Below are 24244 nucleotides of genomic sequence, written 5' to 3'. Positions count from 1 at the left end.
ATTATGATGCGTTACATGTAAAAGAACTTAGTTTAAGTCTTGAATTATACTACTTACAAATATATTCGTTAGCCCTTAATAAAGGAAACAAACTTATTAACATTTAAGCGCCGTATTTTTTCTTTCTTACGTAATTATAAGTAAAACCAAAGATTGCAAGCAATACAAGTGGTAAGGCAATGTTTATAAGTTGCCATTTGGTTTTTTCGGCGGCTATTTTTTGTTGATTTAAAAAGGCGACATCAATACGTTTAGAACGAATGTTTATCAGGCCGCTATCGTCTAAAAGATAGTTTACGGCATTCAATAAAAATTCCTTGTTGCCATACTGTTGCCCAGTCCAGCGGTCGAAGCCTAATTCCTGAGGAGCACCTCTAACCACATCATTTTTAATAACATCACCATCAGCAATAACAATCATTTTTGTGGGAACACTGATGTCTTTTTCTTGTTGTAATTTGAAAGGTTTGATACGATTGCTGTAAACCGAAGGAAATTCGCCTTCAAGCAACACAGCCAGTGTTTGATTGCCTTTATTGAAAAGCGAAGGGTCCTGTTCTTTGGTGACTAAATCTAAACTGATTTCTCTTGGTGTGCCTTCTAGTTTGGTTAATGGCGCACTTTCTAAAAGAATGGTTTTAGAAACGTCATTCTTTAAGGTGTCAATCTGGTTTGCAAAATCGAAACGCACAAGGTTTAAATTGTTAACGATTGGATGATTGCTGTTGTTTGATGCTAACGGCGAATACGGCCATCGTAAATTCTGAAACTGAGAATTACTGCCTTCACCAATGGCTAGGGTGATAGGCGCGGAGTACAATGTACTAGTAATAACCGGGTTAATTCGCACACCGTATTTAAAGAAAAAATCGGTTAGGTTTAAATCTCTTGTAACAGCAAAGTTGGTTCCTGTAGCATTGTATAAGCTATCTTTTTCCATAATCACGGCATCAACCATCCAAAGACTTTTTCCGCCGTTCATGGTATATTGGTCTAATACCAGTTTTTCCTGTTCCGAAAAGGCTTCTGTTGGTTTAGCTGCAATAATTAAATCGAAGTCATTTAACTCCTTAAGTGATTTTTGAGGATGGTTTGAAACGCTGTCTAAAGTGAAGGGCGCAATAAAATAGTATTCGCCAAGTTTTTTAATGAAATCGGCAATGTACTTATCTTCTAATTCCTTATTACCTTTTAAAACGGCGATTTTTTGATGTTTTGGTGAAACCAGCTTCTTAAAACCATCGGCGAAAGCATATTCTAAATGCTGAACGGAATTGGTTACTAATTCCTGCTGTGATGCCCCGATTTTGTTTTTTATAAGTGGAATAATAACGGTTTGCTCATTATAGCTGGCCAATGCCCAAGGGAAGATAATAGCCTGAGATGTTTTACCACTTTCCTGAACGCTTAATTGCATAGGTGTTAATCCTCTAGCGGTTAACTGCTGAATGTTTCTTTCACGTGTCGATTCGTCTTCTAGCGGATTGATGAAGTTGAAAACAATATTGCTGTTTTCGGCAGCGAATTCTTCAAGTAGTTGCTTGGTCTCATTTTGAAGCCTTCTAAATTCCGAAGGAAAATCATCTCCCTTTAAAAAAACATCAACAATAATAGGCGATTCAACATTGTCTATTATTTGAATTGCAGCTTCGCTTAAAGTGTATCGGTGGTCTTCGGTTAAATCGAAACGTTTATAAACGTTGCTGCTTATTACATTTACAAGTATTAAGCCAACAATAAAACCGACGGTATAATTTACTTTTTTATTCAAACTTTGTTTCTAATTGGTATTGGGTGGTACTAATCACTTTATTGTTTTCAAAAATAAGTTCTAAACACTCCTGATTCATATTAAAAGCACCAGGTTTAAATCCTAGGTTATAGTTCCATTTTTCAGGAGAATTAGCTTTAATACGATCATCCCAGCCAAACCATTCACTTTTGCCTAAAAGTGATTCTACTTCTTGTTTGGTTTTTCCTAAAAACAGATGTTTTTCAACTATTTCATTGCTCATTTCGTAGCGTAAGGCTGGCTTGCTTATCCATGCATTTGAATCGAAATGTTTTTCATGGTGATAGCTTGAAAATATGTTAATTAGCGGGTAAAACACATAGAAATAAATAACCGGAGTTAAAGCTAAAGCCAATAGTAAACTAAGCCATTTACGCTTGTCAATGGTGTTAGTAAATAACCAGGTTAAAGCGAATACTATAATTAAAAATGTAACGAACAGGGGCGTTAAAATCATTGTTGTTCTTTGTTAATAGTTAATTTGGTAAGCATAATAAATAATGCTGTAATACTTAAAAAATAGACAATGTCACGAGTGTCTAAAACACCACGACTCATACTTTTATAATGAGAACTCATACCTAATTGATTGATAAAATCACTTGAAGTAAAATCGGCAACACCTTCAAATCCAATATAAAAAACGAAGCATAAAAATACAGCCAGAATAAAAGCAACAATTTGATTACTTGATAAGGTTGACGTAAATATGCCGATTGCTGTGTATGCTGCAATTAAAAATAGTAATCCAAAATAAGAGCCAAGCGTACTGCCTACATCTAAATTACCAGCTGGATTTCCTAGTTGGTATATTGTATAAACGTATAAAAGTGTAGGTATTAGCGCAATAAGGATTAATACAAAAGCTCCAAAATATTTTCCTAAAACAAGATTAAGATGCGAAACAGGTTTGGTTAGTAAAAGCTCTAAAGTGCCTTGTTTTTTCTCATCCGAAAAACTTCGCATGGTCACTGCTGGAATAAGGAAAATTAATATCCACGGTGCCAATAAAAAGAAGGATGATAAATCGGCAAAGCCATAATCCAGAATATTAAATTCGCCCTTAAAAAGCCATAAAAACAAGCTGTTTAGTAATAAAAATATAGCGATAACCAAATAGCCTATTGGTGAGGCAAAAAATGAGTTTATTTCTTTCTTTAAAATGGCGAGCATTTATAACAGTTAAAAGTTAAGTAAAGGTTCTTTTGCAAGGGTAAAATTAACAAGAAAAGTTTCAGAAAGAGATTTACAAATCACCATTTTTACAATTCTTATTAACATCTTTAATTGAGTTTAGGTAGTATCGATTCGGCAATAAAATTAATACTAACGGTATCCATTAGTGATAGTCCCATTAGGGTAGAGGCACTACCAACGGTGGCACTATTACTTTTATACACTGCAATTTCTAAAAAGTTTCCAGAATTAAATACGACCATGCCACGACCTTCATCATGACGTTTTTCTTCGGGAATGTCAAAATTCACGATGTCGCTATATTTAAGATAGATTTTTTTGAATTTATGGTTACGCGCCGATATTTCGAAGGCGCGTCCTTTTTGTATGGTTTCAAAAAAGCTTCGTTTAATGTTAGTTACCACATTTCCGTAGTTGTCAATATAAATAACGCTGCCAATAATTTGAGATTTATCGTCATTTATATAAGGAATAACATTCCTAATAGGTTTAATCTTAGAAATAGTTTTGCCAATAACTTCCAGTGTGCCTCCTCGTGCAATATGGCAGGCTACTTTTACAAAAACATCGAGAACAGGAAAGCTGGATTGTATTCTGTCGTGAATATTTATTTCAACAATTTTTTCAGGTGTAATTTCAGAGCAAATCATGCTCATAATACCATTGTTGGCGCAAATAAAATAATGGTCGTCAAGCTTTAGCGCAATGTGTTTATTCTCCTTGTTAATTTCAGAATCAATTCCAATAATATGAATGGATCCTTTTGGAAAACTGGCATAGGCATTTTGAATAATATATGCTGCTTCTAAAATATTAAAGGGGGAAACACCATGTGAGATATCAACAATTCTGGCATCGGGTAATTCTGTATAGATCGCTCCTTTTGTCGCGCCAGTAAAGTAATCTTTCTCCCCAAAATCGGTTGTTAATGTAATAATCGCCATCGGCAAAATTGTTGATATGTTTTTAGTGTTACCTGACTCAAATTTGTTTATTTTTGAGTTGATACAGAGTTTCACAAAACTAATAAATCATTTGGTCTGATTAAATATTATTTTAATTTTATCTCTGTAGTAACCTAAAAATAACCGACGCTTTTGAACGAAATTATTATCGAACTTGAAGAGATCTCTCCAAAGGATTTTTTTGGAGCACAAAACACAAACATCGAACTTCTAAAAAAATATTTTCCAAAGCTTAAAATAGTAGCGCGAGGAAATAAAGTAAAAGCCTTTGGCGATGAAGAATTACTGGAAGAATTCGATCACAGAATCAATATGCTACTCAAGCATTTTGCCAAATACAACAAAATAGACGAAAACACCATCGAGCGCGTATTAACCAGCCAGAGTAGCGATGATTATAATACATCAGAGCAGAGTGGCGAAGTTATTGTGCACGGTGTAGGAGGTAAGCTTATTAGAGCTCAAACCGCCAACCAGCGTAAACTGGTAGAGACCATGCGTAAAAACGACATGGTTTTTGCTATTGGACCTGCAGGAACGGGTAAAACGTATACAGGTGTTGCCTTAGCAGTGCAAGCCCTTAAAAACAAAGAAGTAAAACGTATTATTTTAACACGTCCGGCGGTTGAAGCTGGAGAAAATCTTGGTTTTTTACCAGGAGATTTAAAGGAAAAGCTAGACCCGTACATGCAACCGCTTTACGATGCGTTGCGTGACATGATTCCTGCCGAAAAACTGGCGCTTTATATTGAAAACGGAACCATTCAAATAGCACCTTTAGCTTTTATGCGTGGTCGTACTTTAGATAATGCTTTCGTAATTCTCGATGAAGGTCAGAATACCACTCACGCACAAATGAAAATGTTCTTAACCCGTATGGGTAAAAATGCGAAGTTTTTATTAACCGGAGATCCGGGTCAGATAGATTTACCACGTCGTACCATTTCAGGATTAAAGGAAGCCCTGTTAATCTTAAAGAACGTTGAAGGTGTAGGAATGATTTTCTTAGACGATAAAGACGTTATTCGCCACCGCTTGGTTAAAAAGGTTATTGAGGCTTATAAGAGCATCGAAAACAGAGAATAATTCTTTTTAGTAGCAGTTTCCTGCTGTCGGCAGTCGCTTTTTATGCTTGTTATTTAAATGGATAACAAGCATAAAAGAGCTCCGGCATATGCCTTCATCAGGGCTAGATATAATTTCATATTTTTAAATTGTAATTATCGGGTAAATGCGAACAATTTGATAAATTTGCAGTATCAAAAAAATCAGATATTAAATAAAAACGAATTCGTGGCAAATACAGATAATACCATAATTGACACAAACTTTAATTTTCCTGGACAAAAAAATGTTTATAAAGGAAAAGTTAGAGAAGTATATAACATTAACGACGAGCAATTGGTCATGATTGCTACAGACCGTCTTTCGGCTTTCGACGTGGTGATGCCAAAAGGTATTCCTTACAAAGGGCAAATATTAAATCAGATTGCTACAAAAATGATGAAAGCAACCGAAGATTTAGTGCCAAACTGGTTAACTGCAACTCCGGATCCTAACGTAGCTGTAGGGCATTTATGTGAGCCGTTTAAAGTTGAAATGGTGATTCGTGGCTATATGTCTGGTCATGCAGCTCGAGAGTACAAAGCTGGAAAGCGTTTGCTTTGTGGTGTGCCAATGCCAGAAGGTATGAAAGAAAACGATGCTTTTCCAGAGCCAATTATTACTCCGGCAACAAAAGCAGAAATGGGAGACCATGACGAAGATATTTCTCGTGAAGATATTTTAAAACGCTGTATTGTAAGCGAAGAAGACTATTTGGTTTTAGAAGATTACACCCGTAAATTATTTAAACGTGGTACAGATATCGCTGCAGAGCGTGGATTAATTTTAGTAGATACCAAATACGAATTTGGAAAAACTAAAGACGGTAAAATTGTTTTAATTGATGAAATTCATACGCCAGACTCTTCGCGTTATTTTTATGCTGAAGGATATCAGGAGCGTCAGGATAAAGGGGAAGCTCAAAAGCAATTAAGTAAAGAGTTTGTTCGTCAGTGGTTAATTAGTAATAATTTTCAAGGTTTAGAAGGACAAACTGTACCTGAAATGAGTGATGAGTATATCACCTCGGTAAGTGACCGCTATATTGAGTTATATGAAAATATTACTGGTGAAACTTTTGTTAAGGCAGATGTAACCAATATTCAGGACCGTATTGAAGCTAACGTTTTAGAATACTTAAAATAATTTGTCTCAAATATTGATAAAAAAAAAAGCCCTTTATTAAAAGGGCTTTTTTTTTTATGGTTTTCTATAAGTTTAATTATCGTTTTTAAGCGCGTTTTTTCGAATTCTGCTTAAAGATTGTGTCGCAATACCTAAGTAACTGGCTAAGTATTTTTGAGGGATTCTGTTAACTAAATCCGGAGTTTCTCTTTGCATGCGATAATAACGCACTTCAGCTGTTTCTGTCATGCTTTCTATAAGACGTTGTTCGATAAAATCCTGAGCTTCATTAAGCATTTTTCTGGTAAATAGGCGCCAGGAATCCAGTTTAATCAATTCGTTATACTCATCAAGGGTAATTTGCCAAATTACTGATCTTTCTATGGTTTGAGCATTGTCTTTTGTAGGCGTTTGGTTTATAAAACTCATTCGCGATGTCATGCAGTACGGAGCAGCAATAAAAAATTTGGTGATTTCTTGCTTGTTGTTGTTTACAAAATTACGCACCAAGCCTTCTTCTATAAAATAAAAATATTTACAAACTTCACCTTCAGTGACAATTGCTTCATTTTTTTTATAAACCACTCGCTTAAACATTGACTCAATAAGTTCCCAGTCTTCAGCAGGCATAGTCACATATTTTTCAATAAAGGATTTGATATTATTCATAGTGGGGTTGAGAGATGGGTTTGTAATTTGTTATAATTGAGGGTCTTGAGCGGGTGTAATTAAATTTAAATATAGAAATAAAAATTGAATCTAAGAATAATCACTGAGATTTTTCCTTTTTAAACACACCAATGATTTTACTAGAAATACTATAAACAAAATGATTGGTTTTGGCATAATGGAATGAGATAAAACAAACAACCAGTATAAAGGCCAGGGCTCCTAAAATAGCTTCTGTAGGTTCAAGCGATTTATTAAACCAACGTTTTAAACCATAACCGGTAAAGCTTCCGTATAGTATGATGAAATGAATGACATACATCGATAAGGTTTTCTCACCAATACGAGCAATAATAGATTGCTTTAAAAAGCGTTCCAGACTATAAAAAATTCCAAAAAGAATGAATACGTTTCCTAATCGAATGAATAAATAATTATAGTCGGCACTACGTTTAAGTAATTCAATATCGGTTAAAGTATGTAGTTTTAATAAAGCCCATGTGGAGTGGTACATAAGCAAGTATCCAACAACAAAAAATGTAATAATGGTGAATATTTTAAAGCGACTCCTGTGGGCATGTCTGAAAAATACTGTTGAAATAAATGCACCGAATGCCGAGTATCCGAACCAGGGTAAAATGGTAAATACAGAGCCGTTTATTTTGGTCATATAATTAGCAATGACTAACGGCAGGTTTTCAATAACCAGATTTCTGTAAAGAGGTTCAGAAACAAAACAAAGGCATCCTATAATAGCAAGAATGACTGAAAATAAATAACTGTATTGTTTAAATAGGACATGCAAACAAACCAGTATGATTAAAGATAAACCAATACATTGTAAAACATCAATAACTAAAAAGTAGGTGTTGAAATATCCGCTAAACCAACTTATTAAATTAATACGAAGACTATAACCAATTCCTAGTAGAAGCAGTCCACGAAAAAGGCCTTTTTTTATTCGGGGCTTATCATTTCCCTTTTCATTTGCTCGTAAAAGCAGGTAGGTAAATACCAGACCGGAAATCGTGAAAAAAGTAGGAGCTGTGATACCTCTAAAATAGGACCATATATTATAAGCTGTGTTGGTACTGTCTCTGTAAACCGGGTCCAAAAGCGTATCGATAAAATGACCTTGAAGCATCATTAAAATAGCAAATGCTCTAACGGCATCAATAAAATATAGACGATTAGCTTGCACTGGTATTTGTGATTTGGTTTCGATAAAGATAGCTTTTATTAATTAAATAGAAATAGGGAGCAAATGTATAGCAAAATATAATTATTTGTATGTTTTGGAAGCTTTTAATTAGAATAATGTATTTCATTTAATATATAAGCGTAAAAGGAACAAATATTAATTGCAATTTTCAATGTAAGTATTATATTAGCGGATGTGTGATTTTTTAAGAACTATATAATTTATTGTATTAAATCCTGCAGAATAACCAACTGTAATCTTAAAATGTTATGCATATAATCGTAATAAAATCATTTTTATTAATCTTATATCACCAAATAAACTAAATATAACAACATGTCAAAAAGCAAGGCTAAAGCTTATTGGAAGGAGAATTTAAAATACCTCTTCATCCTGTTAGCTATATGGTTTTTAGTGTCCTATGGGGCTGGAATTTTATTTAAAGATGCCCTTAATGAAATACGCTTGGGAGGCTTTAAATTAGGGTTCTGGTTCGCTCAGCAAGGCTCCATTTATGTATTTGTAATTCTTATTTTCGTTTATGTTCGCCTCATGAACAAACTTGATAAAAAGTATGGTTATGATGGTGAATAGTATCTTGTTGTTAGCGTCTATGGATGTGCAGACCTGGACGTATATTATTGTCGGACTTACTTTTACAATATATATCGGAATTGCTATTTGGACTCGTGCAGGCTCTACTAAAGATTTTTATGTTGCCGGTGGAGGGGTTTCCCCACTAGCCAATGGTATGGCTACTGCAGCAGACTGGATGAGTGCGGCCTCGTTTATTTCTATGGCTGGTATTATTTCTTTTGCAGGTTACGATGGGGCAGTTTACCTAATGGGGTGGACTGGAGGTTATGTGCTTCTGGCGTTATTATTAGCTCCTTATTTACGTAAATTCGGAAAGTTTACCGTACCAGATTTTATTGGCGATCGTTACTATTCAAATACGGCGCGATTGGTAGGCGTTATTTGTGCGTTATTAGTGTCGTTTACTTATGTCGCCGGGCAAATGCGTGGTGTCGGTTTAGTGTTTTCTCGATTCCTGGAAGTTGATATCAATACGGGGGTTATGATTGGGATGTTTATCGTTTTATTCTACGCTGTTCTTGGCGGAATGAAAGGGATCACCTATACGCAGGTGGCACAGTATTGCGTGCTTATTTTTGCGTTTATGGTACCGGCTATTTTTATATCTATTCAAATGACAGGGAATCCCATTCCGCAATTAGGTTTTGGAGGAACCTTAGCTGATGGTTCCGGAACGTATTTACTGGATAAATTAGATGGATTAAGCACCGAATTAGGTTTTTCTGAATATACCGAAGGTTCAAAATCTATGATCGATGTTTTTGCCATTACTTTGGCTCTAATGGTGGGGACAGCAGGTTTACCTCATGTTATTGTTCGTTTTTTTACAGTAAAGCGTGTTAGTGATGCCCGAAAATCAGCAGGATTAGCGTTATTACTAATTGCTATTTTGTACACCACAGCACCAGCGGTATCGGTATTTGCGAGAACAAATTTAATTGAAACCGTTTCAAACAAACCTTATGCAAGTGTGCCAGAATGGTTTAAAAAATGGGAGCTAACAGGATTGATAACGTTTACAGATAAAAATGAAGATGGCAATATTCAGTACCTAGCCAATAACGATAAAAATGAATTAGTAGTTGATAACGATATTATGGTGTTGGCCAACCCTGAAATTGCCAAGTTACCAAACTGGGTTATTGCTTTGGTTGCAGCCGGTTCGTTGGCAGCGGCATTATCGACTGCTGCCGGGTTGTTGTTAGTAATTTCAGCATCTGTATCTCACGATTTAATTAAGAAGATGGTCAACCCTAATATATCAGAGCAAGGTGAGTTGATAGCAGCTCGTTTATCGGCGATTGTAGCTGTTGGAATTGCTGCCTATTTCGGAATTCATCCACCAGGCTTTGTGGCAGCAACAGTGGCTTTGGCTTTTGGATTGGCAGCAGCATCATTTTTTCCGGCAATCATTCTTGGTATTTTCTATAAGCGTATGAATAAGGAGGGCGCTATTGCCGGAATGGTTGTGGGGATATCTTCTATGATTTTTTACATGCTGAAATTTAAATTCGGCTGGTTTGGCGGTGGCGGAAAGGACGACTGGTGGTTTGGCATTTCGCCGGAAGGTTTTGGAACCGTGGCTATGGCTTTAAATTTTGTGGTATCTATAATCATAATGAAATTTACACCGGCACCTCCCGAAGATGTTCAGGACATTGTAGAGAACATTAGAATACCAAGTGGGGCGGGAGAAGCAACACATTAAGAGGGAATCAGTTAATGTTTGTCTATAAATAGATGTTGTCTGTAGAAAAAAATAAGTTTAATCACATAAAATATATAATTTAGAGATTGCCTGAATTTTATAATGAGAGTTTAGGTTTTATTTAAAAATTGCAAAACAAAACATGAGTAATTATCACATAAAACATTTAGAAGAGTATTATCAAGTTTACAGAAAATCGATTAGAGAGCCAGAAAACTTCTGGGAAGAAGTTGCCGAAGAACATTTTATGTGGCGCAAGAAATGGGATAAGGTTTTAAGCTGGGATTTTTCAAAACCGGAAGTAAAATGGTTTGAAGGAGCTCAACTTAACATAACTGAAAACTGTATCGATCGTCACCTAACAACACGAGGAGATAAAACGGCGATTTTATTTGAACCTAATAGTCCTGATGAACCAGCAGAACATATCACCTATAATCAGCTTTATAAACGTGTAAACAAGTTTGCTAACGTATTAAAAGCCCAAGGAATTAAAAAAGGAGATCGTGTTTGCATCTATTTACCTATGATTCCTGAATTAGCTGTTTCTGTATTGGCTTGTGCCAGAATTGGAGCGATTCATTCTGTGGTATTTGCAGGATTTTCATCGACGGCTTTAGCAACCCGAATTAATGATAGTGATTGTAAAATGGTTATAACCAGTGATGGATCGTATCGAGGTGCTAAATCCATCGATTTAAAAGGTATCGTAGATGATGCTTTAGAAGATTGCCCGGGAGTGAAATCGGTTTTAGTGGCGAAGCGTATTCATTCTGAAATCAGTATGACTGAAGGACGTGATTTTTGGCTGCAACCACTTTTAGATGAAGCCTCAGACGAATGTCAGGCAGAAATCATGGATGCTGAAGATCCGTTGTTTATTTTGTATACATCGGGTTCTACAGGTAAACCAAAAGGGATGGTCCACACTACAGCGGGTTATATGGTCTATACGGCATATACATTCAAGAATGTGTTTCAATACAGAGAAGAAGATATTTATTGGTGTACAGCCGACGTGGGGTGGATTACCGGACATAGTTATATTGTTTACGGACCGTTAGCTAACGGTGCCACTTCAGTAATGTTTGAAGGGGTACCAAGTTACCCGGATTTTGGACGTTTTTGGGAAATTGTAGAAAAACATAAAGTCACGCAGTTTTACACGGCACCAACTGCTATTCGTGCGCTGGCAAAAGAGGGAGTTGGTCATTTAGAAAAATTCGATTTGTCGTCTGTAAAAGTGCTTGGAACAGTTGGTGAACCAATTAATGAGGAAGCATGGCACTGGTACGATGATAACGTAGGAAAGAAAAAAGCACCTATTGTCGATACCTGGTGGCAGACAGAAACCGGAGGTATTATGATTACACCAATTCCGTTTGTTACGCCAACTAAGCCAACGTATGCAACTTTACCTTTTATTGGTATTCAACCTGCATTAATGGATGAAAACGGACAAGAAATTAAAGGAAATCAGGTGGATGGTCGCTTGTGTATCAAATTCCCCTGGCCAAGTATGGCACGTACCATTTGGGGAAATCATCAGCGTTATAAGGAAACCTATTTTTCGGCTTACGATAATAAATACTTTACAGGTGACGGTGCTTTGCGTGATGAAGTAGGATATTATAGAATTACAGGTCGTGTAGATGATGTGATTATTGTATCAGGACATAACTTAGGAACGGCTCCTATTGAAGATGCCATTAATGAGCATCCAGCAGTATCAGAAAGTGCAATTGTTGGATTCCCGCATGATATTAAAGGAAATGCACTTTATGGTTATGTAACCTTGAAGGAATTTGGTGAAACCAGAGATCATACCAACCTGCGTAATGAGATTAATCAGTTAATTACTGAGCAAATCGGGCCTATTGCTAAGTTGGATAAAATTCAGTTTACAGCTGGGTTACCAAAAACGCGGTCTGGAAAAATCATGCGTCGTATCTTAAGGAAAATTGCAAGTAAAGACACTTCTAATTTAGGAGATACCAGTACGTTATTGAATCCTGAGGTGGTTCAGGATATTATTGATAATGCGTTATAGCAATTAGAAAATATTTGTAAATAAGGGCGGGTTCGATGAATTTTGAATCCGCTATTTTTATTTTATCGATTTAGTAAATACCCCCAGTTAAGGTGTTTTTTCTTATCTAAACGGCCTAAGATTTTTAAAAACACCAGTGCTGTTATGAGTGCATCTCCAGTAGCCGTGTGCCTGTCTACTGTTGGGACATTCAGTTCTTTGCACAAATAGTCTAAACTGTAAGGCTTAGTATTATCCTGATAAATAACATGAAGGGAGCGTTTGTACAAAACACCGGTATCGATAAATCGGTTTTTTAGTTTACCAAGTCCGTGCCTGTGTAGTATTTCGTTAATCATGCCTTTGTCAAAACCAGCGTGATGAGCTATCAGAATATCATCTTTTATATATTCTAAAAAGGCTTTTATAGCTTCAAGTTCTGATATTTTATCGACATTGTCCGAACGCATTAACTCATGAATAGCTACTGTTTCAGGCTTGAAAACGTCTTGTCTTAGGTAGAGTTCTAAAGCGTTATTTACATCTATCTTTTTTCCAACAAAAGAAACAGCACCAATTGATAATACACGATCTTCTTTCATATCGAAACCTGTAGTTTCGGTATCAAAAGCAATGAATCTGGTATTGGAAACAGAGGTGTCCTTTTTATTTTTAAAATGACTGAGGTATGTTTCCCAAAAGTCAGGATAGTTTTTCTTTCTTATAAATAAATTGAATAGCCCCATTACACAAAGTTTTTTAAATCGAACCTTAGTGTCAAGGTCTCCTGAATTTCATTAATAGGCTTAAAGCAACGGCGTAGTTTCAGCTGTTCTTCTTTTGTTAAAGTGCCTATTTCAATAAACTTTCCGGAGTTATTATGTAATAACCCTTGTTTGGTTTTAAACTTCGATAAAGCTTTAAAAGCGTAGGAACAGGATTCGTAAAGTTCTTTGTTGTTAGGTTCCAATTCAGCTAACTTTTCGTATCGCTCGTAAGTACTGTTTACGCCTTTTATTCTATTGCTAAGTGTTAGTAATCTGGCGGCATCAATAAGTGGCATTAAAGCACGACTTTTAATGTTGAATAGGTCTTTTTGGTCTCCATTTTTTTCAACCAAAAATTGTTTAAAGAAGCCCAAAGGTGATGGGTTTTTTAAAGCATCACGACCTAAAAATCTAAAGAAAAGCTGCGTTTTTTCTAAAGTTTCGTATATCGAATCTGATAGACGGCTGGTTAATGTTTCATCCCCATAAACCGGACTAAAATCGAAGAAAATAGAAGACAATAAAATAGCCTTTTCGTCGGGGTTTAATATCCAGTTAGTAAACTGATTTTTCCATTCGGTTAGCGATAAACACCATTCCGGATTTCGCGCCATCATATCGGCTTCACAGTATTCAAAACCAATTTTGTTAAGCGATTTGTTAACGTACTTGGCTAAATCTAAAAAGTAGCTTTTAGTTTCTTCGTATTTATCGGAAGGGACATCTTCGAAAATAATAGCGTTATCCTGATCGGTAAACAAGAGTTGTTCTTTTCTTCCTTGACTACCTAAAGCCATCCAGGCAAATTTAACAGGTGGTTTCGTGGGCATCTTTTTTAATGCAATTTGTACCGCACGATTGCTAACGGCATCATTTACCTGAGCCATTAATTTAATGATGTGTGATAAAGGAATGTTTTGTTCCAGATAACTCTTAATTAAAATCTCAGCTTTAAGTCGCGCCGTACGTAAGGTTTTGGTACGTTTCGCACGTTTTATTTCCTTTAAAATTACGGCAGGATTATTACCGAGGGTAACTAAAACATCATGATGCGTTAATACACCAATAAGCTTAGAGTTTACCGTACCGTCTTTTGTGATGCATAAATGACCAATACTGTGTTTAATCATTTGTAACTGTCCGTCAGCAACTGTAATATCTTTTTTACTGGTAATTACCGGAGAACTCATAATGTTGGTCACCTGAGTTTCGATAGGGAATCGGCCCGTTGCAATTTTGTTTTTAATATCGCTATTGGTAATGATTCCTACCGGATGATTTTCATCGTTAATCACAATAATACAGCCAATACGATGCTTGCTCATTGTAATCGCAGCTTCTTTAAGGCAGGAATTAACAGAACAGGTAATTGGGTTTTTAGAGAAATTAGCCGTTTGAAAATTCACCATATCCTGAGACGTATTGGGCAAATAATCGACAAATATTTTACCAGTTTCTTCTGCAGTATATGGGTCGTAGGTATTGGTTGCGAAAGCTGTAATTAAAAACTTTTGAACCTGAGCATTGTCCTGCGTTACCGACTGAAAAACATCAATCGGTATCGCATAAACAATAGATTCTTCGTTTGCAGTAGCGGTAAGTTTATAATTTTCTTTAGCAATAAGAGGTCTTAAACCAAACACATCGCCACCATCACTAATGTTAATAATTTCCTGAGTGTTATTATTTGTGGTGTGGAAAAGAGTAATGGCTCCGTTTCGAGTCATATAAAAATGCTCGTGAAACGAATCACCTTTTTTGAAAAGGCTATCGCCTTTGTCCAGATAAATTATGGAAACTTGTCCAGATATTTTTAATAAGTTATCCGGTTTAATACTATTAAACGGTGGATAGTTTTTAATAAAATCGTTAACGCGTTCTGCAATGGAATTTTTCAAAAGAAAAGGAAAATTTATTTAGTTAAGTTAGGGTTTTTCCGTGTCTATCTTAAAGATAATTGTCTAGATCATTTTAAAGTCCAGCAATAACTCACCTTCAATAGAAGCTTGTAAGTGGTCTCCTTTTTTAATTTCACCTGTTCCAGAAGCAGGTGTTCCTGTAAAAATTAAATCACCTGGTTCTAAAGTCATAAACTTAGATGTGAATGCAATAATATCACTAAAGTTGTAAATCATTAAACTGGTGTTTCCAACTTGTTTTTCTTCACCGTTAATTTTTAAATCGAAATTAATGTCGTCAAGTTTAGGGAAATTGGCAACGGGTTTAAAACCAGAAATAGGAGCAGCGCCATCAAATCCTTTTCCTAAGTCCCAAGGTCCTTTAGTTTCACGACAAGCGTTAAAAATATCTTTTGCGGTGTAGTCGATACCAACTCCTATTTCAGAGATATACGATGCAGCATCTTCTAAAGCAATGTCTTTACCTTTTTTACCAATTTTTATAACCAATTCAACTTCATAGTTTAACTGGTTTGTGAAACTAGGGTAAACTACATCGGCGTTATCTTTTACAAGGCTTGATTCTGGTTTAGAAAAAATAATCTGATTCCCAGTTTTAACAGCTGCAATTTCTTCTACAGAATTCACATAGTTTTTACCAATAGCTAGTATTTTCATTTTTAGTTTTTGTATTATAAGTTATGGTGTAAATTTAGTAAAATAAGTGTTGAAAAGCCCTTATTAATCTGCTAATAATTTGTTCAGAATGGGTTGTTGAAAGTATTTTTTTTGAAGCGTTTTTAAATGGTTAAAAGTTTTTCTAACTTTATGTAATACAATAAAAAAAAACAAAGTCAATGAAAATTTCGGACTTGCACGATACAGAGTACAATGCGTTTTATAGAACTTACATAGGAATGATTCCAAAAGACAGGACTTTGTTAGAAGGCTTTGAAAAGGGATTAGAGGAGATTGTGGCGTTTTTTAAAGCCATTCCTGAGGATAAGTTGAATTACGCTTATGCGGAAGATAAATGGAGTGTAAAGGATGTATTTCAGCATATTATAGACACCGAGCGCGTGTTTCAATACCGTTGTTTTTGTATAGCACGCCACGATAAAACCTTGTTGCCGGGTTATGATGAAAATCATTATGCCTTACCAGCTCAGGCGAGCGCAAAAACGCTTGATGCCTTGTTGGAAGAATTCACATCGGTACGACAAAGTTTTATAGTGTTACTAAAATCACTCAGTGTAGCGGATTTACAACAATTGGGAAATGCCAATAATTCTCCCATAACCGCACGAGCTGCCGCCTTTGTTGTGTTAGGACATGCCTTATGGCATATGGATGTGATTAAAAACCGATATCTTCAGTAAAGTATTAGTTTCTTGATAACGAATTTCTACGTCTAATAGAAAGGAAAACCAAAACAGACATTATACCGAAAACAGAAAATCCAATAAAAAGAGGAAGTACAGAAGTACTTATGAAATTTCCAATATAATTAGCGATAGGTACGGCTAAAACCGTTGAAATAAACCCATTAATAGCAGCGCCTATTCCTGCGATGTGACCAAGGGGTTGCATGGCTAAGGCTCTCAAGTTTCCGAATAGAAAACCAACCGCAAAAAACTGCATGGCAAAAAATCCGACCAGCACATAAACGCTTGGGTTTTTACCCGACCAGAATAACAGAACATATAGCAATGAAATAGCGGCATAAGCTATAGCAGAAGTAAATCCAATACGAAACATTCCATATTTAACTACTAAACGGCTATTGAAAAACGTAGCCAAACCAATAGAAATAGCAAGACTGGCGAAGATATACGGAAACATTTCTGCCAGATTATATTGTGTTTCAAAAATTTGTTGCGAGGTACTTAAATACACCATAAACGACCCTGTAATAAATCCGGAAACTAAAGTAAAAGCTACGGCGTCTTTGTGTTTAAAAAATTCAACAGCACCATTGATAAAAAGGTTTAATTTAAGTTTGATACGTTTTTCTTTAGGTAAGGTCTCAGGCTGGCGTTTATAAAGCCAGAACATAATACATATTCCAAATATAAGGTTGAAATAAAAGATAGATTTCCAGCTAAAAAAGTATGTTAAAAAAGTGCCCAAGGTAGGGGCAATAACAGGAACCAGAATGAAAAACATCACCACAATAGACATGATTTTAGCCATATAATTGCCACTGTAAGAATCGCGAATCATAGATAACGAAATGCTTCGTGGTGATGATAAGCCCACGCCTTGTAGTATGCGGCCAAGAATCATCATTTTAAAATTTTTGGTTGTTACGCAAATAATACTGGCAATAATAAATAGTGTAAAGCCAACATAAATTACAGGCTTGCGACCAAAGCTATCTGACAATGGTCCGAAAATAAGCTGACCGAAACCAATGCCTAAAAAAATCATGGTAATTAGCAACTGATTTTTGTGTGGGTCATCAACATTTAAAGAATGTCCAATTTCGGGTAAGGCGGGCAACAAGGCATCTATGGTTAAGGCGACGATAGACATTAACGAAGCCATTAAAGCCACAAATTCAAATTTGAAAGGTTGGTTGTTTTGCATTAAACAAAGGTATATCTATAAAATAAGTTAAAAATTAATTTAGGTTAATAAAGCTGATTTATATTGTTAAATTTGTATTGAAACCTACAGTAACCTATTGATGAATATAGAACCTCTACTAAATAGCATTAGTAAATACATAAGTTTAAACGATCAGGAAATTGAATATTTTAAGTCTAAAATCTTTATTAGAAAATATTTAAAAGGTCAATATATTGTTCAGCAGGGAGACGTGTGTAAGTATGAATGTTATGTGTTGTCGGGGTGTACAAAAACCTTCTATGTTGATCAGGAAGGACAGGAGCATATTATTATGTTTTCAATTGAAGACTGGTGGACTTCCGATATGGGAAGTTTTATTAGTCAGACACCTGCCGATTTTAATGTGCAGTGTTTAGAAAATTCTGAGCTCATCATGATTTCTCACGACGTGGTTGAAGATTTGTATCGAGAAATCCCGAAACTGGAGCGTTTTTTTAGAAAAATAGTGGAGCGTGCCTTTGTAGCTTCACAAAAACGCATCGTTAGAAACTTCAGTCTAACAGCTAAAGACCAATACCTGTATTTTAGAGAACAGTATCCGCTAATCGAGCAACGCATTCCGCAGTATATGATTGCTTCTTACCTGGGTATTACCAAAGAATTTTTAAGTAAAATTAAAAGTCAGCTTATCTTAGAGCAGTGATTCTTTGAGGAAAACCCCAGTGTTTTCAGGGGTTTTTGGTAATGTTAATCTAGTTTAACATCATTTGATAATCTACTTCATTTTTATTCCTGTAGATGTTTCTGAACTTTGTCTTGTTCAAAAAAAGGAAATATGCTTAGTTGCAAATTAATTGAAAAGATAAGTTCGGTAAACGATTTAATTCTACAAGGCAAAGCTCTCGAAGCCTTTGATGAATTTTATCATGACGATGTTGTTATGCAGGAAAATAACAACCCCGAATGCGTTGGGAAAGAATTGAATAGAAAAAGAGAAGAAGAATTTTTTAATGCCATTACAGAATTCAGGTCTGCTAAACCTTTAAAAGTAACGGTTGGAGAAAACATTACCATGGTAGAATGGCATTTTGATTATACTCATAAAGATTGGGGGATTAAAAATTATAATCAAATTGCTGTTCAGGAGTGGAAAGACGGAAAAATTATTAAAGAACGATTTTATTACGAATCATAAATCAAATCAAACATTAAATAAAAACAACAATGAAAAAGACAATTAAAAATTTAGCAGTAGTAGCTTTAGTAGCATTTACATCTTTTGCTTTCGCAAACAATGATGTTGAGAAAAAAGCGGTAAAAGTAGAGTCAAGCTCTGTGGTATGGAAAGGGTATAAAGTAACAGGATCTCACGAGGGAACTATTGCTTTACAATCTGGAACTTTATCTTTTGACGGAGATAAATTAGTAGGAGGAGAGTTTGTAATTGATATGGCAACTATTAATACTACAGATTTAGATGGTGAAATGAAAGGAAACTTAGACGGTCACTTAAAATCAGACGATTTCTTCGGTACTGAAAAATACCCAACCGCAAAATTAGTTTTCACTAAAGTAAAAGCTAAGGGTAAAAACTCTTATGCAGTAACAGGAGATTTAACTATTAAAGGAAAAACAGCTCCGGTAACCTTCGATATCTCTATCTACGGAAGCAAAGCAACAGCGTCTTTAAAAGTAGACAGAACTAAATACGATGTGCGTTACGGATCAGCTAGTTTCTTCGACGATTTAAAAGATAAAGCTATTTACGACGAGTTCGACTTAGTAACAGATTTACAGTTTTAATTAAAAAAGAATGCCTCGATGCGCATTGTGTCGGGGGATTTTTATCAGCTATACAGAGTGACTAATAGCAGAGGATTGGGTGTTCAGAGATGAACACCTTTTCTTTTTTATGAAAAAGCTATCTTTGCATCAAAATAAACAACATGTCTTTTAAAAAATTACTGGAACCTCTTAAGGAAAATTTAAAGCAAAACGAGATTGTAGAACCTAACAATCTGCAATCTAAAATTCTTTCAAAAATTAAAGGAGGAACAAGCATGTTGGTTATAGCGCCAGATAATGCAGGAAAAACAACCAGTATTGTAATAAGCGTTATTAATAAATTAAAGGCAGCTTTCGAAGATGCGCCACGCGCCTTAATTTTTGTAAAAGATAAGCAAGCCGCGTTAGACTTAGAAGCGCTTTTTAATACGTATAAGAAAGGAACCGATTTACGCGTGTATTGTGCTTACGACGAGCATGATCTTGAAACACAACGTGAAGATATTTACGTAGGCGTTGATGTAATTATCGGTACCCCAAAACGCATTAATAAACTCTTTTATTTGAATAGCATCAACTTAAAAAAACTACAAATGTTTATTGTTGAAGATGCTGATTTCGTGTTTAAAGGTAACTTAACTTCCGAAATAAATAGAACACCAGAAAGTATAGGAAGATGTCAGTATTTAGTGTTTACAGATCGCTACGATGCCCGTTTTGAGCGTTGGGAGGAAACCTTTATGTATAATGCCGAAACAGTGATTTTGAAGAAGTAGGAAGTTTTTAAGGCTGTTAAACCGAGATTGTATAATCCGAAATAATGAGCTTTATGTGTTGTTGGTAATTTGCATTTTTAATCTGCGTAGCCTTGATAATCAATTGTTTTCAAAGTGTCGTTTTCAAATATAAAAAGGAAGACAGAATTCCCTTCCAAATCTCCAATTTTTATAAAATCAGATTGCAATTCCGATTTTATAATATTTTTAAGTGTTCTTTTTTTTGCTCCAATTTTGATTGAGTCCAAAAACGCAAATTCAGAATTACCTATTTCTGCTTTACAAATCAATTCTCTTTTTAAGGATTTATAAGATTGTATTTTAGTTTTATCAAAAGTCAGTGTTTTAATTGTATCGGTTATTGTTTTGTTGTGAGTATTAATTATCGGTTTAATTTTTAAATTAAATTTTGGATTAAGAATTAATTCATTTAATTCAGATTCTAGTCTAGACCTTAAACTATCAATTTCAAAGTATTGTTCAGGGAGAGCAATTTCTTCAATCGGGATTTGGAGTTCAAGTTTTAATTTTGTTATTGGTTTTTGAGTAATTGATTCCGCTTTTTTAGTTTCTTTTTGACTACAAGAAACTAAAATAAGTAAGATTAAAATTAAAGTACTAAATTTTCTCATTAGGAATGTATTTACAATTTATACATTTTGATAAATATAAATAATATTCTTACAAAGCCCTAAATCCTAAAATGCGAATTCTTTTGGTGTGTTTTTATGGCATTTCTTGATAGAATGATACCAATAAACAGCGAGATAAAAGCACCTACCCAAATACCAGGCACAAAATTTATAAAAAGGAAAAAGTCGTAAGCCCCGTGAAATAGTATAGCCAATAGTAACCCTGCGATATTTAGGACTAAACGGTTTTTAGAAAATTTCGCTTTTCCCATATAGTAGCCCATCAAGATACCGAACGTCGCGTGTGCAGGCACAGCTGTAAACGCTCGAACTAAAGCGGTTTGTATACCACCATCCAAAACATATACGATATTTTCGGTAGCCGCAAATCCCATAGAAACCATCACTGCATAGACAATACCATCAAAAGGTTCGTTAAAATCGGCTTTGGTCTGGGCATAGTATTTTACAATAATGTATTTGCTGAATTCTTCGGTGAAGCCAACCACAAAAAAGGCTTTAATAAACTGTTGAAGAATACTGGTTTTATTGGGTAGAGGTAAAACAATATTAAATCCATAGTACATTATCGAAGTAATCACTATACTTACAATAGCCCCTAAGGCAAATGAAAGAAACAGGAGTTTTGGAGGTTCCTTTTCGTATTTATCTTTTGAATAAATGTAAAGTATGATGGCTAAAATAGGAGCTAGGGCAAATAATATTAAATTCATTTAATAGTGATTAATTGATTAGCAGGGGTGATTAAAATACTAAGCTTTGAGCGTGTCTTCTTGTCAAGAAACACATAAAATATATTAGTTATAAAATGACTTATTAAAACCGCAATCGCAGCTCCTGTTATTTGTAAAAAAGGAATTAGAGAATAGCATAGAATAATGTTTATGACGCACCCCAATAAAAATCTATACACGTTGTTTTTTAACCTATCGGTTATAATTAAATGTTTTTCGTATATCATGCCTATAAATATAAAAAGGGGGGCCCAACAAAAAATTTTCAAAGCAGGTTTAGCTTCGGAGTACCCATTTGAAAAATAAGTATCTATTATATAGTCTCCAAATAAAGAATAAAACAGACCGATAATTATTCCAAGTCCAGCGGCGTAAACCAGTAAATACTTTATTTTTTTTATGTAAATAGTAATGTTCGTATTAAAAGATTCGGCTAAAGATGGGAACAAGGCGTTAATTATTGCGAAACCAATATTCCAGGTTAAGTTAATTACTAAAAACTGGACACTTCCAAAAACGCCATTAGCATGATCTCCGTTAAAATGATTTAAAAACATTTCGTCTATAGAGATATATAACATAACTAATGTATTTGTAATAATTAATGGAAAACTCATGTTTAGTAACTGTTTTGCATATGGCAGGGAGAATGAGGTTTTTTGTATGTTGAATGCTTTTAAATGGTTTAAAATAAAAAAATAAAGTAGGCCTTGCAGAACAAAATCGAAAGTAAGAACTAAAGCAAAATACATAACGCTTAATTCGTTTTTAACACCGTAGTATTGAAGGCCTAAAACAATTAAAAGGCTGGTGATTTTAGTCGTAAAAATAACTTTAGTCCACTTTTTGGCAATTAAGAAATATTCAAATAAATCGGTTAATTTAAAGAGATAACTTAATGCGACAATGAGATACAACGTATTTAATTTCTCATCATTTGAAAAAATGATATATATCAGAATTCCTAAAAAGGTAATTAACCAACTAAAAAGGCGTAGGTAAAATGCCGTTATTAAAATAAAGGAAGTACGTTTTGGATTAAATATAATTTCTCGAATACATATTGATGATAAACCAAGAAAAAATACCGGTGTTAACATGCCTAAAACAGATTCCACAAATTTTAATTTTCCAACATCAACAGTTCCCAGTAAGTTAAAAACTTTAGGAATAATAAAAATACCTGTAATCATTTGAATGGCTTTTTCTAAAGTAAACCATTTTGTAGCTAAAAAATCTTTTTTGCTAAAAGCTGATGTCATGAATGAAATTTATTACCAAATATAGGAAAAGGAGGTCTGTGTTTTCAGATAAAAGTTTTATTATTACTTCAGAATTTAAATGTTTATATGAGTCCAGAATTTCTTCGAAGGTATTACGTTTTGCGAATTATTTCCAGCCCAGGATCGTTTGGAATTGAGAATAATGGTTATGTATCGTATAAAGCTTTACAAAAGGCCTTAAACAATAAACGCAATGAATTTTATGATAATGACTTGTATGAAAAATTAACCTGTAACACGCCAAAAACCATTAAGCGTGACATCGAAAAAATTAAGTCTATGTATCACGTTGAAATTGCTTTGAAACGCAATTACGGGTATTATATAGATGAATTTTGTTTAACTCCAGATCTCAAGGAATTATATGACAAAACAGAACTTTATTTGTTGAATCAATTGTCGCATACCTGGAAAGAGTATATTACTTCCGAACACACTTCTTTGAATGGAGCTATTGATTTTGTAGGCCTTATAAATGCGATTGAACTTAAACTTAAGGTGAATATTAAGTATAATGGTTGGTACGATGATAATAAATTTAAAACCGTAGAAGAAACAGTTTTACCACTTCATTTAAAGGAAATCAATAAAGCCTGGTATTTGGTAGCACAAAACGAGTCAATAGGTGTTTATTCGTTTTGTTTAGATGACCGTATAGAAAGGTTAAAAATTACTGAACGTAAAGCAGATTACACTTTAGAATTCAATGAACAGCATTATTTTAAGGATTCGATTGGTATTTTAAAGACGGGGGAGCAGCCAGAATGGATTCATATAAAAGTTGCTAACCATCATTTTAGATATTTGCAAACTAGAAAAATGCATCATTCTCAGGAGGTTGTTTGTTTTCCCAAAAAGCCGGAAACAGAAACCCTTGATTATGATAATCCTGATATATGGGGCGAAATAAAAATTTATGTTGAGCCCAATTATGAATTTTTAATGCATATTTTAAAATTTAATATTTGGGTTCAAGTTATTGGCCCCCAGAAAGTTGTTGACTACGTGAAAGAGCACGTAGAAAAAATAGCACTTTATTACAACTAAAAAATTTCAAACGGACACCTTTTGTCTGTTTCATCTCTAATTTTGGGTTATTAAGAATTTAAAACCCAAAATATAATATGGCAACCTACAAGTGTAAAAACTGCAATACCACTAAAAACGACACTTTAATTTCTCAATTATCGGTTTCATTAGCCTGTAAAGATGAAGCTGAAGATTCTACTATTTCTTTTCATGCCTGGGAGAAGGTATCAGAGGAGGATGTTTAATTACCGAAATGTACAGGTATTTAATTATTAGTTAAATTAATCTGCAAATATTGAATTACTTAATTCGATTATTATTGATTGCAGTGATTTAAAACAGTAAATAATCTAATCAATAT

General features: G+C 34.6%; 25 protein-coding genes. 12 read left to right on the top strand and 13 right to left on the bottom strand.

Annotated features, from left to right (window positions below; translation table 11 throughout):
* Positions 1-103: 103 nt before the first annotated feature.
* From gldG to R1X58_RS14995, 4 genes are all read right to left on the bottom strand, one after another.
* Complete coding sequence (gene gldG / locus R1X58_RS15010) at positions 104-1771, bottom strand: gliding motility-associated ABC transporter substrate-binding protein GldG (RefSeq protein WP_240573180.1); 1668 nt, start codon at positions 1769-1771, stop codon at positions 104-106.
* Positions 1764-2249, bottom strand: coding sequence for a hypothetical protein (locus R1X58_RS15005; protein ID WP_240573179.1), 486 nt, complete (start codon positions 2247-2249; stop codon positions 1764-1766). The genes gldG and R1X58_RS15005 overlap by 8 nt, the downstream gene beginning before the upstream one ends.
* A complete protein-coding gene (gene gldF, locus R1X58_RS15000; RefSeq protein WP_240573178.1) occupies positions 2246-2965 on the bottom strand; it encodes a gliding motility-associated ABC transporter permease subunit GldF in 720 nt (239 codons plus the stop codon). Before gldF ends, R1X58_RS15005 begins: the two co-directional genes overlap by 4 nt.
* Before the next feature lie 110 nt (positions 2966-3075).
* On the bottom strand, positions 3076-3933 hold the full coding sequence (locus R1X58_RS14995) for an SAM hydrolase/SAM-dependent halogenase family protein (RefSeq protein ID WP_240573177.1): 858 nt from the start codon (positions 3931-3933) through the stop codon (positions 3076-3078).
* A 153-nt stretch (positions 3934-4086) separates the two neighbouring features.
* Between R1X58_RS14995 and R1X58_RS14990 the strand changes: the two genes are divergently transcribed.
* Both R1X58_RS14990 and R1X58_RS14985 read left to right on the top strand, forming a co-directional pair.
* Positions 4087-5040: a PhoH family protein gene (locus tag R1X58_RS14990; protein WP_240573176.1), complete on the top strand. Its 954-nt coding sequence runs from the start codon at positions 4087-4089 to the stop codon at positions 5038-5040.
* A 207-nt stretch (positions 5041-5247) separates the two neighbouring features.
* Positions 5248-6204, top strand: a complete 957-nt coding sequence (locus R1X58_RS14985; RefSeq protein ID WP_240573175.1) for a phosphoribosylaminoimidazolesuccinocarboxamide synthase — start codon at positions 5248-5250, stop codon at positions 6202-6204.
* A gap of 72 nt (positions 6205-6276) precedes the next feature.
* Here the strand turns inward: R1X58_RS14985 and R1X58_RS14980 are convergent, their stop codons facing one another.
* Both R1X58_RS14980 and R1X58_RS14975 read right to left on the bottom strand, forming a co-directional pair.
* Positions 6277-6852 (bottom strand): Crp/Fnr family transcriptional regulator, encoded by a 576-nt coding sequence (locus tag R1X58_RS14980; RefSeq protein ID WP_240573174.1) that lies wholly within the window; start codon positions 6850-6852, stop codon positions 6277-6279.
* Positions 6853-6952: 100 nt separating this feature from the next.
* Positions 6953-8053, bottom strand: coding sequence for a heparan-alpha-glucosaminide N-acetyltransferase domain-containing protein (locus R1X58_RS14975; RefSeq protein ID WP_240573173.1), 1101 nt, complete (start codon positions 8051-8053; stop codon positions 6953-6955).
* A 336-nt stretch (positions 8054-8389) separates the two neighbouring features.
* Here R1X58_RS14975 and R1X58_RS14970 point away from each other — a divergent pair, with 336 nt between their 5' ends.
* The 3 genes from R1X58_RS14970 (at position 8390) to acs (ending at position 12408) form a co-directional block, all read left to right on the top strand.
* Entirely contained in the window at positions 8390-8647 is a 258-nt protein-coding gene (locus R1X58_RS14970) for a DUF4212 domain-containing protein (protein WP_240573172.1), read from the top strand.
* A 19-nt stretch (positions 8648-8666) separates the two neighbouring features.
* A complete protein-coding gene (locus R1X58_RS14965; RefSeq protein ID WP_240573466.1) occupies positions 8667-10358 on the top strand; it encodes a sodium:solute symporter family protein in 1692 nt (563 codons plus the stop codon).
* A gap of 142 nt (positions 10359-10500) precedes the next feature.
* A complete protein-coding gene (acs, locus tag R1X58_RS14960) occupies positions 10501-12408 on the top strand; it encodes an acetate--CoA ligase (protein ID WP_240573171.1) in 1908 nt (635 codons plus the stop codon).
* 62 nt (positions 12409-12470) lie between these two features.
* Here acs and R1X58_RS14955 read toward each other — a convergent pair whose 3' ends face one another.
* The 3 genes from R1X58_RS14955 to R1X58_RS14945 all read right to left on the bottom strand — a co-directional run bounded on the left by R1X58_RS14955 (position 12471) and on the right by R1X58_RS14945 (position 15730).
* Positions 12471-13133, bottom strand: a complete 663-nt coding sequence (locus R1X58_RS14955; RefSeq protein WP_240573170.1) for a 3'-5' exonuclease — start codon at positions 13131-13133, stop codon at positions 12471-12473.
* Entirely contained in the window at positions 13133-15052 is a 1920-nt protein-coding gene (locus R1X58_RS14950; protein ID WP_240573169.1) for a DUF294 nucleotidyltransferase-like domain-containing protein, read from the bottom strand. Before R1X58_RS14950 ends, R1X58_RS14955 begins: the two co-directional genes overlap by 1 nt.
* Positions 15053-15115: 63 nt before the next feature.
* Entirely contained in the window at positions 15116-15730 is a 615-nt protein-coding gene (locus R1X58_RS14945) for a fumarylacetoacetate hydrolase family protein (protein WP_240573168.1), read from the bottom strand.
* A 179-nt stretch (positions 15731-15909) separates the two neighbouring features.
* On the opposite strand from R1X58_RS14945, the gene R1X58_RS14940 reads away from it, so the two are divergent.
* The gene (locus R1X58_RS14940) at positions 15910-16431 is read left to right on the top strand and encodes a DinB family protein (RefSeq protein ID WP_240573167.1); all 522 of its coding nucleotides are present in this window, start codon (positions 15910-15912) and stop codon (positions 16429-16431) included.
* 4 nt (positions 16432-16435) lie between these two features.
* On the opposite strand, the gene R1X58_RS14935 is transcribed toward R1X58_RS14940, so the two are convergent.
* Positions 16436-17641: a multidrug effflux MFS transporter gene (locus tag R1X58_RS14935; RefSeq protein ID WP_240573166.1), complete on the bottom strand. Its 1206-nt coding sequence runs from the start codon at positions 17639-17641 to the stop codon at positions 16436-16438.
* 100 nt (positions 17642-17741) lie between these two features.
* Between R1X58_RS14935 and R1X58_RS14930 the strand changes: the two genes are divergently transcribed.
* The 4 genes from R1X58_RS14930 (at position 17742) to R1X58_RS14915 (ending at position 20184) form a co-directional block, all read left to right on the top strand.
* Positions 17742-18326, top strand: a complete 585-nt coding sequence (locus R1X58_RS14930) for a Crp/Fnr family transcriptional regulator (protein WP_240573165.1) — start codon at positions 17742-17744, stop codon at positions 18324-18326.
* Positions 18327-18458: 132 nt separating this feature from the next.
* Entirely contained in the window at positions 18459-18818 is a 360-nt protein-coding gene (locus tag R1X58_RS14925; RefSeq protein ID WP_188222224.1) for a nuclear transport factor 2 family protein, read from the top strand.
* Positions 18819-18847: 29 nt separating this feature from the next.
* Positions 18848-19426, top strand: coding sequence for a YceI family protein (locus tag R1X58_RS14920; protein ID WP_240573164.1), 579 nt, complete (start codon positions 18848-18850; stop codon positions 19424-19426).
* 143 nt (positions 19427-19569) lie between these two features.
* Complete coding sequence (locus R1X58_RS14915) at positions 19570-20184, top strand: DEAD/DEAH box helicase (protein ID WP_240573163.1); 615 nt, start codon at positions 19570-19572, stop codon at positions 20182-20184.
* A gap of 77 nt (positions 20185-20261) precedes the next feature.
* Here the strand turns inward: R1X58_RS14915 and R1X58_RS14910 are convergent, their stop codons facing one another.
* Genes R1X58_RS14910 through R1X58_RS14900 form a run of 3 tightly spaced genes read right to left on the bottom strand, consistent with a single transcriptional unit; the run spans position 20262 to position 22833 of the window.
* Positions 20262-20816 (bottom strand): hypothetical protein, encoded by a 555-nt coding sequence (locus tag R1X58_RS14910; protein ID WP_240573162.1) that lies wholly within the window; start codon positions 20814-20816, stop codon positions 20262-20264.
* A 59-nt stretch (positions 20817-20875) separates the two neighbouring features.
* Positions 20876-21550 (bottom strand): PrsW family intramembrane metalloprotease, encoded by a 675-nt coding sequence (locus R1X58_RS14905; protein ID WP_240573161.1) that lies wholly within the window; start codon positions 21548-21550, stop codon positions 20876-20878.
* Positions 21547-22833 carry a flippase gene (locus R1X58_RS14900; RefSeq protein WP_240573160.1) on the bottom strand — a complete coding sequence of 429 codons (1287 nt, stop codon included), beginning with the start codon at positions 22831-22833 and terminating at the stop codon, positions 21547-21549. The genes R1X58_RS14905 and R1X58_RS14900 overlap by 4 nt, the downstream gene beginning before the upstream one ends.
* Positions 22834-22920: 87 nt before the next feature.
* On the opposite strand from R1X58_RS14900, the gene R1X58_RS14895 reads away from it, so the two are divergent.
* Positions 22921-23901, top strand: a complete 981-nt coding sequence (locus R1X58_RS14895; RefSeq protein ID WP_240573159.1) for a helix-turn-helix transcriptional regulator — start codon at positions 22921-22923, stop codon at positions 23899-23901.
* 77 nt (positions 23902-23978) lie between these two features.
* Complete coding sequence (locus R1X58_RS14890) at positions 23979-24128, top strand: hypothetical protein (RefSeq protein WP_240573158.1); 150 nt, start codon at positions 23979-23981, stop codon at positions 24126-24128.
* Positions 24129-24244 lie beyond the last annotated feature (116 nt).

This window comes from Aestuariibaculum lutulentum (genome assembly GCF_032926325.1).
GTDB classification, from domain to species: Bacteria; Bacteroidota; Bacteroidia; order Flavobacteriales; family Flavobacteriaceae; genus Aestuariibaculum; species Aestuariibaculum lutulentum.
Note: the sequence above shows the minus strand (reverse complement) of the source record. Positions and strands in the feature narration are given on the sequence as shown.